Origin of the sequence: Kribbella yunnanensis (genome assembly GCF_039529655.1) — a bacterium.
Classification (GTDB): domain Bacteria; phylum Actinomycetota; class Actinomycetes; order Propionibacteriales; family Kribbellaceae; genus Kribbella; species Kribbella yunnanensis.
In genome coordinates this window covers 431,492-444,427 of sequence record NZ_BAAANF010000017.1, presented here as the reverse complement: position 1 = coordinate 444,427, position 12,936 = coordinate 431,492, and the positions used below count along the sequence as shown (strand labels likewise).

General features: G+C 68.6%; 14 protein-coding genes. 3 read left to right on the top strand and 11 right to left on the bottom strand.

Going from position 1 to position 12,936, the window contains the following annotated elements; all coding sequences use genetic code 11:
• Window positions 1–30 precede the first annotated feature (30 nt).
• Entirely contained in the window at window positions 31–1,047 is a 1,017-nt protein-coding gene (locus ABD231_RS25530; RefSeq protein ID WP_344156982.1) for a serine/threonine-protein kinase, read from the bottom strand.
• 57 nt (window positions 1,048–1,104) lie between these two features.
• Here ABD231_RS25530 and ABD231_RS25525 point away from each other — a divergent pair, with 57 nt between their 5' ends.
• Window positions 1,105–1,641: an RNA polymerase sigma factor gene (locus ABD231_RS25525; protein ID WP_344156979.1), complete on the top strand. Its 537-nt coding sequence runs from the start codon at window positions 1,105–1,107 to the stop codon at window positions 1,639–1,641.
• On the opposite strand, the gene ABD231_RS25520 is transcribed toward ABD231_RS25525, so the two are convergent.
• Genes ABD231_RS25520 through ABD231_RS25505 form a run of 4 tightly spaced genes read right to left on the bottom strand, consistent with a single transcriptional unit; the run spans window position 1,628 to window position 6,677 of the window.
• A complete protein-coding gene (locus ABD231_RS25520) occupies window positions 1,628–2,908 on the bottom strand; it encodes a S28 family serine protease (protein WP_344156976.1) in 1,281 nt (426 codons plus the stop codon). The two genes, ABD231_RS25525 and ABD231_RS25520, sit on opposite strands and share 14 nt — an antisense overlap.
• A 43-nt stretch (window positions 2,909–2,951) precedes the next feature.
• Window positions 2,952–5,396 (bottom strand): aminopeptidase N, encoded by a 2,445-nt coding sequence (pepN, locus tag ABD231_RS25515; RefSeq protein WP_344156973.1) that lies wholly within the window; start codon window positions 5,394–5,396, stop codon window positions 2,952–2,954.
• Window positions 5,397–5,406: 10 nt separating this feature from the next.
• Complete coding sequence (locus ABD231_RS25510; RefSeq protein ID WP_344156971.1) at window positions 5,407–5,778, bottom strand: hypothetical protein; 372 nt, start codon at window positions 5,776–5,778, stop codon at window positions 5,407–5,409.
• The gene (locus ABD231_RS25505) at window positions 5,775–6,677 is read right to left on the bottom strand and encodes a LysR family transcriptional regulator (protein WP_344156968.1); all 903 of its coding nucleotides are present in this window, start codon (window positions 6,675–6,677) and stop codon (window positions 5,775–5,777) included. The genes ABD231_RS25510 and ABD231_RS25505 overlap by 4 nt, the downstream gene beginning before the upstream one ends.
• 82 nt (window positions 6,678–6,759) lie before the next feature.
• Here ABD231_RS25505 and ABD231_RS25500 point away from each other — a divergent pair, with 82 nt between their 5' ends.
• Together ABD231_RS25500 and ABD231_RS25495 are read left to right on the top strand one after the other, a co-directional pair.
• Window positions 6,760–7,503 (top strand): sulfite exporter TauE/SafE family protein, encoded by a 744-nt coding sequence (locus ABD231_RS25500; protein ID WP_344156965.1) that lies wholly within the window; start codon window positions 6,760–6,762, stop codon window positions 7,501–7,503.
• Window positions 7,500–7,769, top strand: coding sequence for a hypothetical protein (locus ABD231_RS25495; RefSeq protein ID WP_344156962.1), 270 nt, complete (start codon window positions 7,500–7,502; stop codon window positions 7,767–7,769). The genes ABD231_RS25500 and ABD231_RS25495 overlap by 4 nt, the downstream gene beginning before the upstream one ends.
• Here ABD231_RS25495 and ABD231_RS25490 read toward each other — a convergent pair.
• The 6 genes from ABD231_RS25490 to ABD231_RS25465 form a co-directional block, all read right to left on the bottom strand.
• Window positions 7,751–8,224 carry a YkvA family protein gene (locus ABD231_RS25490; RefSeq protein ID WP_344156960.1) on the bottom strand — a complete coding sequence of 158 codons (474 nt, stop codon included), beginning with the start codon at window positions 8,222–8,224 and terminating at the stop codon, window positions 7,751–7,753. The two genes, ABD231_RS25495 and ABD231_RS25490, sit on opposite strands and share 19 nt — an antisense overlap.
• A 286-nt stretch (window positions 8,225–8,510) precedes the next feature.
• Window positions 8,511–9,227 (bottom strand): S1C family serine protease, encoded by a 717-nt coding sequence (locus tag ABD231_RS25485; protein WP_344156957.1) that lies wholly within the window; start codon window positions 9,225–9,227, stop codon window positions 8,511–8,513.
• Window positions 9,228–9,484: 257 nt separating this feature from the next.
• Window positions 9,485–10,423 carry a VWA domain-containing protein gene (locus tag ABD231_RS25480; protein WP_344156954.1) on the bottom strand — a complete coding sequence of 313 codons (939 nt, stop codon included), beginning with the start codon at window positions 10,421–10,423 and terminating at the stop codon, window positions 9,485–9,487.
• Entirely contained in the window at window positions 10,420–11,514 is a 1,095-nt protein-coding gene (locus tag ABD231_RS25475) for a DUF58 domain-containing protein (protein WP_344156951.1), read from the bottom strand. The genes ABD231_RS25480 and ABD231_RS25475 overlap by 4 nt, the downstream gene beginning before the upstream one ends.
• Window positions 11,514–12,539, bottom strand: coding sequence for an AAA family ATPase (locus tag ABD231_RS25470; protein WP_344156948.1), 1,026 nt, complete (start codon window positions 12,537–12,539; stop codon window positions 11,514–11,516). The genes ABD231_RS25475 and ABD231_RS25470 overlap by 1 nt, the downstream gene beginning before the upstream one ends.
• Window positions 12,536–12,895 (bottom strand): hypothetical protein, encoded by a 360-nt coding sequence (locus ABD231_RS25465; RefSeq protein WP_344156945.1) that lies wholly within the window; start codon window positions 12,893–12,895, stop codon window positions 12,536–12,538. Before ABD231_RS25465 ends, ABD231_RS25470 begins: the two co-directional genes overlap by 4 nt.
• Window positions 12,896–12,936: the final 41 nt, after the last annotated feature.

The following is a 12,936-nucleotide window of genomic DNA, read 5'->3' as shown; positions in this document are numbered from 1 at the left end:
CAATCATCACCGGCTGTGAGGAGGCTCGTCTCACTGTCCGAACAGGAACCAGCCACCGGCCCCGGCCGCCACGAAGAACACCGGCAGCATGGCGGCGAACCACACCCAGAGGCGACGGCGACGCCGTACCGGCGGGTTGGTGGCGATGGTCGTCGAGTCCTCGTCGTCGGTGATGCTGGTCCGCTCCTGGGCGCGCAGCGGCGCCTCCTGCTCCAGCCGGTACGCCTCGGCCTCGAGCCGCTCGGCGAGCAGCTCGGCCCGCTCCCAGCGATCGGCCGGGTTGTAGGCCAGCGCCCGCGCGAAGATGTCGTCCAGCCCGCCGACCCCGTCGTGCAGGACCGGGTAGAGGCTGTCCGGCAGCAGATCCGGGTCGCGGTTGAGCACGTCAGGAATCGAAGAAACGGAGTACGGCGGCCGCCCGGTCAGCAGCGCATAGGTCACCGCACCGATCGCGTAGATGTCCGCGCGCTCGTCGAAGCCACCGTCACCACGCCCCTGCTCAGGCGCCATGTACGACGGTGTGCCGACCGCCTGCGTGAGTCCGGACGCCTCGGCGGCCCGCTTGGCCAGCCCGAGGTCGGCCAGCACGATCCGGTGCGTACCGCCGCCGGACTCGATGCCCACGTTCTCCCGGAGCAGCAGGTTCGCCGGGGTGACGTCACGGTGTACGACACCCTCATTGTGCAGCGCGGAGACCGCCCGGGCCAGGTCCGCGCCCCACCACAGCGCGTCCACCGGGTCCAGCCGCCCCTGCCGCAACAGGTCGCCGAGCGTGCCACCGCCGACGTAGTCCATGACGAAGTACGGGCGGCCGTCCGGCAGCCGGCCCAGGTCGAAAACCCGGACCACCCGGTCGCTGGCGATCCGGCGCATCAGCCGCGCCTCGGAGAGGAAGCGTTCGCGCACGTCGGCGCGCGAGGCCCAGTTGTCGGCGAGGATCTTGACCGCGACGTCCACGTCGAGGTCGTCGTCATACCCTCGCCAGACCGTCGCGAACGCGCCCGCGCCGATCTGGTCCTGCAGCCGGTACCGTCCGATGACATCCATCGAGAGCTATTGTCGGTCACGACCGGTTCGCACGGGGACACCACTCTCTGGGGGAGTATGAACGAGGAGCTCGAAGCACTCGCGGCGCGCACTCTGGCTGACAAGTCAGCCATGCCCGAGCTGCTGCACGCCATCCGGCCGCTGGTCCAGCGCCGGGTAGCGAAGTTCCTTCCGTACCGCGAGGACGCCGAAGAGGCGGTCCAGGACACCCTGCTCACGGTGGCGAACAAGCTGCACACCTTCAAGGGCACCGGCAGCTTCGCCGGCTGGGTGACCATCGTGGCCACGAACCAGGCCCGCCAGACCTACCGCTCCCTGAAGCGCCGCTCGGTCGAGCAGACCGCCGAGTACATGCCGGAGGCCGTCGATCCACGCACCACGTCGGTCATCGCCGGCTCCCGCCTGGACCTGCTCGAAGCCCTCGAACACCTCGAGTCCAGCCACCCCCAGCTCGTCCAGCCCCTCGTCCTGCGCGACCTCGGCGCCCTCACCTACGCCGAGATCGCCGACGAACTCGACGTACCGCTGGGGACCGTGAAGGCCCGCATCCATCAGGCCCGCAAGGCCGTCGCGGAACGCCTCACTGTGCGCTGACCCAACCCCGCACGATCGCTGTCGCGGCGGTCCGCTGGGCTGTTGGCAGGTTGGCGATCGTTGCGTTGTGGTTGCCGGCCGGTACGACGTAGCGGTGGCAGTCGTGGGGGCACGGTTCGAACTGTTCGGCGGACCAGGGGTCGTTGGCGCCGTAGACGAAGAGGAGGCGGCTCGCCGTGGTTCGGACCCAGCGGTCGATGTCGGGCATGGCGTTCGGGTCGTGCTTGGGCGGCGCCTTCAGGGTCGCGGGGGCGGCGCCGGCTTCGGGGTAGTGCAGGAGGCCCTTGAGCCAGGTGGTGCCGGTGGAGACGTCGGGCCAGTTCAGTTGGGCGGCCGCTTGGTAGAAGTAGGCCTGGTACGGCGCGACTCCGGCGTCGGAGTACGACGACCAGTCGACGATCTGGTCGATGAAGGCGAACAGCTGCTGGTCGGTCGCATTTCGGCCCGGGACGAGCAGACAGCTCGCCTGGGTGCGGTACTGCCAGAACTTGAACGGTGTGTCGAGGACCGCGGCCTCGAAGGCGCGGTCGGCTGAACCGTAGGCCTGCGCGTAGGTCAGCTTGAGCTGCGTGAGTTTCGGGAGCAGGGTGGATCGGCGGTAGAGAGCGTTGCGCTGGAGTGTCCGGAGCGCTTCGTTGCAGGCGCGGTCGGTGCCGGCACGTTGGATGAAGTCGACGTAGGAGTCCTGGTCGTTGACTGTGTCCTGCGGCGCGACGTAGGCGATCGTGGCGTCGACGTCGGCGGGGTAGAAACGGCGGTGGTAGACCGAGGTCATTCCGCCCTTACTCGCGCCGGTCGAGAGCCACTTGCCGCCGTACAGGGGTTTGAAGGCCTCGACGATTCGGTGGTGGTCGGTGGCGGCCTGCCAGATGTCGAGCTTGGTCCAGTCCTTGCTTGCGGGCGTCGAGCGGCCGAAGAAGCGCTGCTCGACGCCGAGTTGGTTGCCGTCGGCAAGCCTGGTCGGTTCGGCGGCGGACGCGCCGGTGGTTCCGGCGTACCCGGTGGTCTGCAGGATCGTCGGGCGGTCGAATCCCTTGTGCCACAAGGTGATCCGCTGCTCGAACCGCTCGCCGCTGGTCTCATGGTGGTCGGTGGGTTGGGAGTACCAGAGGACGAAGAACGGCTTGCCGTTCATCATCTGGCCGCTCTCGATCCGGAGCCCGGCAATCGTCTCCAGCCGAGCCCGGACCACAGCCACCGAATCCATGGCCGCAGCGGGAGTCACCGGGAGCAATGCGACCACGATCAGTAGGCGGAACCATCGCATCCGGTGACTCCTCGAGCGTTAGCCGACACTCTGAGTGACCAGGCTAGCTGTATCGGCGGCGAACCTCCACTGCCCGTCTTAGGTCGTCGAGGTAGTTCGCGACCGCGCGCCGGATCCCCGAGGTGACGGTCTCGTCCTGGCTGAGGGTCTCGGCGGCACCGATCAGGTCGGCGTCGATCGCGTACTTCGGAACGATCCGGTTCGCGGTCAGCATCAGCACCATGCCGGCCCGGATGTCGGCTGTGGCGGCGATCTCGGTGAAGAACCTCTCGACGTACGGCGCAGTGATCGCGGCCTGCCCCGGATGCCAGAACCCCTCAGCCGTGGCCAGCAGTTCGCGCACCCCAATCTCCGGGTCGCTCATGATCCGGCTCCACGCCTGCTCCTTGCCGGCCGGTGAAGCCGCCCGGCAACGTGCGGCCTCAACTGCACCCTCGGACGACTGGTCACGCGCGTGCTCGGCAGCAATCTCCGCCTCGCCGGCCGCATCAAGCCGCACCAGCCGAAGCAAAATCGCCCACCGCAGATCCTGCCCAATCACCAGCCCCCGCGGCACCGCCCTCGCACCAACCAACCAGCCCTGCAACAACTCCACGTTCTTTGTGACTGCGACGAAACCTCGGGCGGTTGCGAGTTGCAGGCTGCTGCCCGGCTCGACCTTCGCCAGCTTGGCTTCCAGCGCATCCGCGACCACAGCGCGCGATTCGTCGTACGGGAGGTAGCCGCCGAGGACTCGCTCGGTCAGCCAGCGGACTAGTGACTCGACTGCGACGTCACTGTCTTCGGCACCGATGGTGGTGGCGAACAGTTCGAGCGCCCGACGCGGATCGAGGTCGCCGGTCAGGGTCGCGTCGCGTACGGCGTTCCAGATGACGGCTCGCGTCGTACTGTCGGCGATCTTCGGCAGTACGGCGGGGAGGTTGGCCAGCGTGGTCTCGTCGAGCCGGATCTTCACCCACGTGTCGTCCTGCGCGTCCGGCACGATCACCGCGATCTCGTTGCCCAACGCAACCTCAACGACATCCTGATCCAGCACCAGCTCGACGATCGTCGGCGTACCGTCGAAGTCGTACCCACCAACCGTCAGCGTGTGCGGCCGCCGCGAGTCGTCCGGACTCAACCGATGCAGCAGTACGCCGGAAGCCGTGCGTTCCGCGGTGAGCGTGTCCAGGCCGGACGTGCGCAACCACTGCTCGGACCAGTTCGCGAGACCGCTCGCCCCCGCCTCGGTCAGCTTCGCGATGAACTCGTGCAGATCCGCATTGCCGTACTCATGCGCTTCCAAGTGCGCATTGACACCCTTGAGGAACACGTCATCACCGAGGTACTTCGCCAGCTGCTTCAGCACCGCAGCACCCTTGGCGTACGAGATCCCGTCGAAGTCGTCGAGCGACTGCCGAGCGTCCTTCAGGCTGTCCGGCGCGACCGGGTGGGTCGAGCTGCTCTGGTCGGTCTGCATCCCCCACCACTTGCGGACGAAGGCGAAGTCCGTCCAATTCCCCTTGTACGACGTCGCTTCCTCGGCCACGCGGTGTGCCATGTACTCGGCGAACGACTCGTTCAGCCACATGTCGTTCCACCACTTCATGGTGACCAAGTCGCCGAACCACATGTGCGCCATCTCGTGCACCAGCACGCGAGACCGGGTACTGCGCTCGGCCTCGGTCGCCTGGGTGCGGAACAGGAAGTCGTCGGAGACCGTGACACAGCCCGGGTTCTCCATCGCGCCGAGGTTGAAGTCCGGCACGAAGACCTGCCAGTACTCACCGAACATGTACCGCTGCCCGAACATCCGGTGGTACGCGTCGAACGCGTCCCGCGTGGTCCGGAACAGGTCCTCCGCGTCCACCTCCAGCGGCTCCTTGAGCGACTGCCGGCAGGCCAGTCCGAGGGGGATCCCGTCGTACTCGCTGCGGATCAGGTGGTACGGACCGGCGGCGATCGCGACGAAGTACGTCGACAGTGGCTTGGTCTCGGCCAGCGCCCACTCCCCTGGCGCGGTTCGCGTGGCGGCGCCGTTGCCGAGCACCACCCACTCCTCGGGGCACTTCACCGTCACCGTGTACGGCGCTTTGAGGTCGGGCTGGTCGAAACACGGGTAGTACCGCGGCGCCGACTCCAGTGACGACATGCCGTAGGTGTAGACGAGCCCATCGGCCGCATCGACCGACCGGACCAGGCCCTCACCATCCACGGAGTACTTCTGCACGGTGTGGATCACGAGCTCGTTCTCGGCCTGCAGACCGGTCAGCGGGAAGCGACCGTCAGCCAACAGCCCCGGATCCAGCGACTGCCCATTCAGCTCGACCGACAGCAGGCGCTCCGGTTTCACATCCACCCAGCTCGTCTCGCCGGTGGCGGTGAAGGTGATCCGGCTCGTCACCTCGAAGGTGTCGCCGGGAGCGGTCAGGTCGAAGTCGATCAGGTAGGACCGAAGGCTCAGGTCCGCGGCCCGCTGCCGGGCTTCCTCTACTGTCAAGGCGCGCATGTACTGCACGCTATCCGAGCGGGGTTCCTTCCGCCGTCCTGACCGCCAGCTGCGCAACCGCCCGGATCTGCGGATCGGCGGTCCCGGCTGCGATCCGCTGCAGGACCTCGGTGTCCTCCGGCTTCGCCAAAATGCTCAGCACATTCAGTGCGCTGAGGTGGTCGAAGCCCGCCCGAATGTCCTCGCTGGCCTCGACAGGCGGGCGCTCGAGGATCTGCAGGGCTACCTGCCGGGTCTCGTCGGCCGACTCCTCGAGCGGGTTGCCGCCGCTCACCTGCGTGTACGCCGCGGCCACCTGGTACATGTTCAGCGCCCGGCAGACCATGGCGAGGTTGCTGCTGTGCAGCAGCGCGCTGTAGGCCTGCAGGGGAATGTCAGTCATGCCAGCACGCTAGTCGCTGCTGGTGGTGCACCTGCCGCCGCCCGGAGATGCTCGGCGAGCAACTGCGCTCCCTCCGGCGCGTTCGCGGCGTAGCAGAGGAGATGCGCGCGAGTGGACCACGCATCCTCCAGCGGGCAGATGTCGATCGAGGTGATCGCATCGACGGCTCGACGCGGAACGATCGCCAGACCGGCTCCGGCACTCGCCAGGATGATCACGGTGTGCAGCGTCGGCACGAGAGTGCGGTACCGCGGAACCGGGGCGTGCGGGCCGAGGCGCTCCTCCATCCACAGCGTCAGCGGGGAACCCCGGTCCAGCGCGATCAGGGGATGCTCGGCAACCTCGGCGTACGCGATCGAACTGCGCCCGGACAGGACTCCACCGGCCTGGCCGATCACCACGAGGGAGTCGTCGGCGAGCGGTTCGGTTCGCAACGGGGTCGGCTCGTCGTCCAGGATCACGCCGAGATCGGCCTCCCCAGCGGCGAGGATGCGGACGCTTCGGACAGTACGGCGTTCTTTCACATTCACGTCGTACTCCGGATGGTCGCGCAGGAAGGTGGCGAGCGCCGCGGGGACGAGTTGGTGCATCGCCGAACCACCGGCGACCAGGCGGACCGGTTCCGTGCCAGAGACGGCGTACGACGCGACTGCGCTGTCCAGGCGGGTGGTCTCGGCCAGCACCTCGCGCGCATGCCGGGCCAGCGTGGCACCGGCGGGAGTCAGCCGAACGCCTCGGCGCTCGCGGACCAGCAGCGGTACGCCAGCCTGCGCTTCGAGGGCTCTGACCCGCGCGCTGGCCGAAGGCAGGCTGAGGTGCATCGCCCGGGCGCCGCCGGTGATCGAGCCTTCGGTCGCTACGTGGGTGAAGAGGCGGAGGTCGTCCAGGTCGTACCGCATGGATTCAGCCTACGCCTCAGCCTTAGGCTGGCTACGGGGATCGCGCATTGTGGACTGCCTGGGCAGGCCTGATCCTCGAAGAGTGCTCATCATCCTGCTGGCCGGTGTCGCCGCCGGCGCCCTGAACGCCGTGGGCGGCGGCGGGAGCTTCGTGGCACTGTCCGCGCTGGTGGCGGGCGGCATGCCACCGGTCACGGCGAACGCGACCACCACCGTCGCAATGCTCCCCGGCAACGCGACCAGCGCCTGGGTCTACCGCCGCGATGTGCACACCTTCGCCAAGCCGTCCCCGGCTCGCCTCACCGTAGCCAGCGTGCTCGGCGGCGCCGTCGGCGCCGCGCTCCTACTGTTGTTGCCGTCAGCATCTTTCGACGCCGCGGTCCCCTGGCTGCTCGCGTTCGCCACCCTGGTGCTTGCCTTCGGCAAACGGCTGACCCGCGCGATCCGGCTCGGTACGCCGGGACCGGCCGCGATCCTGTCCGGACAGTTCCTGCTCTCGATCTACGGCGGCTACTTCGGCGGTGCCGTCGGGCTGATGATGCTCGCCTTCTGGACGGCCACCACCTCACTCGATCCGGCCAAGGGCAACCCCCTGCGCGTCCTCCAGGTCGCCGCCGTCTACCTGACCTCCGGGCTGATCTTCGTCTTCGCGGCCAACGTCCTCGACCAGCCGATGCGCCTGATCGCGATGCTGTGCGGCGCGATCATCGGCGGCTATCTCGGTGCACATCTGGTACGGCGACTCCCGCGTGTCGTGCTGCGCGCACTCGTCCTCACGACTGCGGTCGCGATGACGATCCTCTTCTTCGTGCGAGCATTCGGATGAACCGGGCTCAGCTCGCGATGGCCTACCAGGCCTGCGAAGTCTCCGACCTGGCCCGGTCGGCGGCTGAGCTCGACGATCCGGTGGCTGCGCTAGCTCAGGCCGAGCTGGTACTGACCGCGGCGCGCGAGCTCGTGGCCGCCGCAACCAGGCTGGCGTGCCCGACGGCCGACGTACCGACTGATCCGTTGCAGTTGTTTGCCTACCAGCACCCCGATGAGGCGGCCGGCGACGTCGCCGACTGGCTCGATCAGTCGAGAGGGCGCTGACCGACCTGCTTGCGCTCGTGGTTGATGAAGAGGCCGGCCGCGGTCGAGACGCTGGTCAGCAACCACACCGCGACTCCGGCATCGTCGGTCACCCCGATGATCGGGAGGAGATCCGGCAGGATGTCGAACGGCGACACCAGGTAGATCAGCGCGAGCACCCACAACGTCATCCGGCTCTTCGGCAACTCGCCGTACTCGCCCTTGCGCGCCGCCCGAATCAGCCGCGGCAACGCCCGCGCCCGCTCGATCACATCACCCACCGGCACTGGTTCACCCTTGGCGATCTTCCGCGCCCGAACCTTCCGCCGCCGAACAAACCCGAACGCCGAAACCCCGGCCCCGATCACCAGCAGCCCAACCCCCACCCCAACCGCCGGCAGCCCGACGACATCGCCGTCCCGGAACAGCAAAGTCCCGACCCCGAGCACCGCCAACAGCCCACCGAAATACACCATCCACCCACTGTAGAGCGCAGACCCGGACCTGCACGCCATCACAACTGCGCCCGCGCTCCCGCCCCCACGCTCAGCCGCCCCCAACCCACCCCACTTGTGATGGCCCCCCGGTCCGACTGAGCCCCGTCGGCTGCGACGACGAGGTCCAGCTGACACACCGTTCTCCCAACTGACACGCTGTTTTAGCCCGACCCGCATTCCGGTGGCTGGCCAGCGAAATTGGGGGTTCTGCACCGTTAACCAGAGTGCGGAACCCCCAACGGGAGTGGCTAGCCAGGGAAATGGGTCAGTCGATGAGGGACTCGACGATGGTGGTCATGCGGTCGACGGGGATGGCGAAGCCGATGCCGATGTTGCCTGAGCGGGAACTGCCGAGGGTGGCGATGGCGGTGTTGACGCCGACCACCTGGCCGGCGGCGTTGACCAGGGGGCCGCCGGAGTTGCCGGGGTTGATGGCGGCGTCGGTCTGGATGGCGGACTGGCGGGTGTTGTTGTCGCCGAACCGGGCCTGGCGGTCGACGGCGCTGACGATGCCGGCGGTGACGGTTCCTTCCAGGCCCAGTGGTGAACCGACGGCCAGGACCGGGTCGCCGACATGCAGCTGTGCGGACCGGCCGAGCGTGAGCGCGCGCAACCCCTCGGCGTCGGCCGGCGCGACCTGGAGGACGGCGAGATCGTTGTTCGCGTCCACGCCGAGAACGTCCGCGTCGACCTGGCGGCCGTTCGACAGGACCAGGGATACATCACTCGCTCCTTCCACCACATGGGCATTCGTCACCACGTGTCCTTGGGTGTCGACCGCGAACCCCGACCCGGTCGCCCGGCCCGCCCGCACCGACACCACCCCCGGCAACACACTCGCCGCAGCCGCCGAGATCGACCCCTGCTGCGCCCCACCCGCCGGAGCCGCCGCCTGCGGCAACTCCGCCGGCCCGGAGCCCGGCGTACCGTCCAACCACCCACCGGTCACCGCCCCCGCCAGCCCACCGGCAACCAACGACATCGCCAACGTCCCCAGTACGACGCCCGCCCGCAGGCGACCTGACCGGGGCGGTGGGGCGGGGAAGGTATTGAGCGGAGCCGTCACCCCGGCCTGAGGTGCCGCCGCCACCGGAGAGGGGGGAGCCAATGGCGAGGCGGAGGCCGAGGTGACGGTGAATGTGGGTGGTGCCGCAGGCTGCGGTTCCACCGGTGGAGGACCAGGAACATAGTTCGGTCCACGGAAAGGACTTCCTAGGTGTGGGGGCATGGGGGCTCCTACTACGGGAGGCGGGAGAACCAGAGGAGGGAGGCGAGGGCGGCCAGGAGGGCGGCGGCCAAGGCGATTCCTGCTACCAGGTTGGTGATCTCGCGGGGTTCGGTGGTCCAGCCGATGGAGGACTGGAGGTCGGAGTAGACGTCGCGGAGTTGCTCGTCGGACTCGGCTTCGTAGAACGAGCCTTTGGTGGTGTCGGCCAGTCGTTCCAGCGCTTGGGTGTCGGCCGGGACCGGGATCTCGCGGCCGTCGATATTGACTGTGCCTTCCGGCGTACCGTACGCGATCGTCGAGACCGGTACACCAGCTTGTACGGCGGCCTGCGCGGCCTCGTCGACTGGGCTGCCGGAGGTGTTGCCGCCGTCGGACAGCAGCACGATCCGGCTGGGCGGCGGGTCGTCGGGGTCGATGGTGCGAACCGCTTGCAGGCTGGTCAGTACGGCGTCGCCGATCGCGGTGCTGTTACTGAGCTGCAGACTGTTGATCGCGTCGACCGTGGCCTGGTGGTTGGTGCTCGGGGCCGCGACCACCGTCGCGGTCCGGGCGAACGACACCAGCCCGACGTTGAACTTCTCCGGCAGGTCTTGCACGAACTGGACCGCCGCCGCCTGAGCGACCTCGAACCGATTCGGCGCGACGTCGGTCGCGGCCATCGAGTTCGACACGTCCATCGCGACCAGCACGGTGGCGCGCTCCCGCGGTACGCGGATGTCGGCCACCGGGCGGGCGATCGCGATCGTCAGCACGGTGAGTGCGGCGAGGAAGGCCGCGGCCGGCGCGTGCCGGCGCCAGCCGGGCCGTTTGGGGGCGACCTTCTCCAGCATCGGCAGGGTCGCGAACCGGATGACGTACTTGGTGCGTCGGCGCTGGGCGATCAGGTACGCCGCGACCAGGGCCGCGACCAGCACCAGCAGCCAGAGCCACAGGGGTTGCTCGAATCTCATCGGATACCGGTCCTCGAAGTCGGGTGCCGGCGGACACTGGCCCGGCGGCGGGCGGTGGCGAACGCGGCGACGTCGCGCACCCAGTCGTTGTCGGTCCGCAACACCAGATGCGCGGCCCCGGCCCCACGAATCGCCTGCGTGGTCCGGTCCCGGTGCGCGGCCATCGCGTCGGCGTACCGGCGGCGCAGTTTCCTACTACTCGTCTGCACTTCCCGCCGCCTGCCCGTCTCGGGGTCGACCAAGGTGAGCAGCCCGACCTCGGGGAGTTCGAGCTCCCGCGGATCGAGCACCTCGATCGCCAACACCTCGTGCCGAGCGGCGAGTCGGCGCAGTGCATCGGCCCAGCCGAGTGTGCCTTCGGCAGACGCGGGATCATGCGGCGCACGCTCATCGCGGCCAAGACGGTTCCCGTACTGCGCGGACGCGCCCCCTCCGAGCACACCGCCGCGCGAGTGGGCGGCACGGCCGATGGATCCACCTCCTACGATCGTTGGCGTGAACGGGTCGTCGTGGAAGTCGGAGACGACTACGCGGAGGCCGGGGCGGGGGTGTTCGCGGTTGAGGCGGGTGATGGCTCGGGCCAGGTCGGTCGGTGGGTACTCGCCTGGCGTTGCTCTGGGCAACGACAGGAGGGTGCGTAGGGAACGGCGCAGCTGGACACCACCGCCGGCTGCCGGTAGTCGGCGTACCTCGTCGCCGACAGCGATTCGGACGCCGAGGCGGTTGCCGGGACCGCTGGCCAGCAGGCCGAGGGCTCCGATGATCGCGATCGCGAGGTCACGCTTCTCGCTGAGCGCGGTGCCGAAGTCCATGCTGGCCGACGCATCCAGTAGTGCCCACGTCTCCAGTTCCCGCTCGGCCAGCGGCGCCCGCACGTGCGGGTCGAGCGAACGGGCGGTCACGTTCCAGTCCATTCGTCGTACGTCGTCCTGCCCGGCCTGGTACGGTCGCGCCTCGTTCGGTTCACTCCCGGGACCGCTGCGCAGCCCGGTGATCTCACCGTGCAGAAACCCTTCCAGCTTCCGCTTCACCGTCAGTTCGAGCGCCCTTAGTGCACGCTCACGACCGGCGAGCAGGTCAGGGCCGCTCATCAGGCCGCCGATCCCTGAAGGGCCGTGTCAGAGTCGGACGGTACGACGTGGGGCTGCTCGATCGTGTGCAGGATCCGCGCGATCACCGACCGCGGGTCCACACCATCCGCCAGCGCGTCGAACGTGAGCACCAACCGATGCGACATCACATCGAGCGCGACGTCGTACACATCAGCCGGCAGCACATAGTCCCGCCCACGCAGCAGCGCCAACGCACGCCCCGCCGCGACCAAACCGAGCGTCGCCCGCGGGCTCGCCCCGAACTCCAGTACGCCGGCCAGATCCGCCAGCCCGTACTGCTGCGGCGCCCGAGTCGCATGCACCAGACGAACGACGTACTCGGCCACCGCGTTGTGGACGAACACCTCTTCCGTTGCCTGCTGCAACTGATGCACCTGCTCCGGAGTCAGTACGGCGTTCGCGTGCGGACGGCGAGCGCTCATTCGCTGCAGGATCGTCAGCTCCTCGAGCGGACTCGGATAGTCGACGGTGATCTTCAGCAGGAAGCGGTCTCGCTGTGCCTCGGGGAGCGCGTACACCCCGTCGGACTCGATCGGGTTCTGGGTCGCGAGGACCAGGAACGGATCGGGCAGCTGATAACTCGTGCCGCCGATGCTGACCTGGTTCTCGGCCATCGCCTCCAGCAACGCCGACTGCACCTTGGCCGGGGCCCGGTTGATCTCGTCGGCGAGGACCAGGTTGGCGAAGATCGGGCCGAGCTCGGTGTCGAACCCCTCGGTCGACGGCCGCCAGATCCGGGTCCCCATGATGTCGCCCGGGACCAGGTCGGGGGTGAACTGCAGCCGGGCGAACCGGCCACCGATCACCTCGGCCAGCGTCCGGACCGCGAGGGTCTTGGCGACCCCGGGTACGCCTTCGAGCAGACAGTGGCCCCGGGCCAGCAACCCGACCAGCATCCGCTCGACCAGGTGGTCCTGCCCGACGACGACCCGCTTCACCTCGAACAACGCGTGTTCGAGGGAAGCGGCCGTCACGCCGGGACGCGCGACGTGGGTCTCGCTCATGCGTCGTCAGCCGGGTTCTGCTCAGGCTGAGCCGGGTTCTGGTCGGGCGTCGGGTTCTGGTCGGGCTGCGTCGGCTGTGCCTGTCCCTGACCCTGGCCGCTGCCCTGCTTGTCGGGGCAATCGCGCCCGTCCCGCGTCCCCGTCCCACTACCCTGCTCCGCGGTCCCACTGCCCTGCTGCGGCGTCCCGGTGCTCGGGTTGTCGCCCTGCTGGGTGCTCGGCGTGCCTTCCTCGACGGTCACGTAGCCCTGGTCGGGCGCCGGGTCGTTCCCCGCCGCGTAGGCGATGCCGCCGACACCGAGCGCTGCCACGGCCACCGCCGTACCGAGAAGGATCCGCTTGCCTGGGATGTTCATGAAGTCTCCTTGGGATCGAGTGGTCACCACTTCATCAAGCA

Excerpts from the sequence above, each read along its gene's own strand:
- ABD231_RS25475 (WP_344156951.1), bottom strand. The coding sequence starts at position 11,514 with ATGAGCGGCCCTGACCTGCTCGCCGGTCGTGAGCGTGCACTAAGGGCG.
- ABD231_RS25485 (WP_344156957.1), bottom strand. The coding sequence starts at position 9,227 with ATGTCGTTGGTTGCCGGTGGGCTGGCGGGGGCGGTGACCGGTGGGTGG.
- ABD231_RS25495 (WP_344156962.1), top strand. The coding sequence starts at position 7,500 with ATGAACCGGGCTCAGCTCGCGATGGCCTACCAGGCCTGCGAAGTCTCC.
- ABD231_RS25505 (WP_344156968.1), bottom strand. The coding sequence starts at position 6,677 with ATGCGGTACGACCTGGACGACCTCCGCCTCTTCACCCACGTAGCGACC.
- pepN (WP_344156973.1), bottom strand. The coding sequence starts at position 5,396 with ATGCGCGCCTTGACAGTAGAGGAAGCCCGGCAGCGGGCCGCGGACCTG.
- ABD231_RS25465 (WP_344156945.1), bottom strand. The coding sequence starts at position 12,895 with ATGAACATCCCAGGCAAGCGGATCCTTCTCGGTACGGCGGTGGCCGTG.
- ABD231_RS25480 (WP_344156954.1), bottom strand. The coding sequence starts at position 10,423 with ATGAGATTCGAGCAACCCCTGTGGCTCTGGCTGCTGGTGCTGGTCGCG.
- ABD231_RS25530 (WP_344156982.1), bottom strand. The coding sequence starts at position 1,047 with ATGGATGTCATCGGACGGTACCGGCTGCAGGACCAGATCGGCGCGGGC.
- ABD231_RS25510 (WP_344156971.1), bottom strand. The coding sequence starts at position 5,778 with ATGACTGACATTCCCCTGCAGGCCTACAGCGCGCTGCTGCACAGCAGC.
- ABD231_RS25520 (WP_344156976.1), bottom strand. The coding sequence starts at position 2,908 with ATGCGATGGTTCCGCCTACTGATCGTGGTCGCATTGCTCCCGGTGACT.
- ABD231_RS25490 (WP_344156960.1), bottom strand. The coding sequence starts at position 8,224 with ATGGTGTATTTCGGTGGGCTGTTGGCGGTGCTCGGGGTCGGGACTTTG.
- ABD231_RS25525 (WP_344156979.1), top strand. The coding sequence starts at position 1,105 with ATGAACGAGGAGCTCGAAGCACTCGCGGCGCGCACTCTGGCTGACAAG.
- ABD231_RS25470 (WP_344156948.1), bottom strand. The coding sequence starts at position 12,539 with ATGAGCGAGACCCACGTCGCGCGTCCCGGCGTGACGGCCGCTTCCCTC.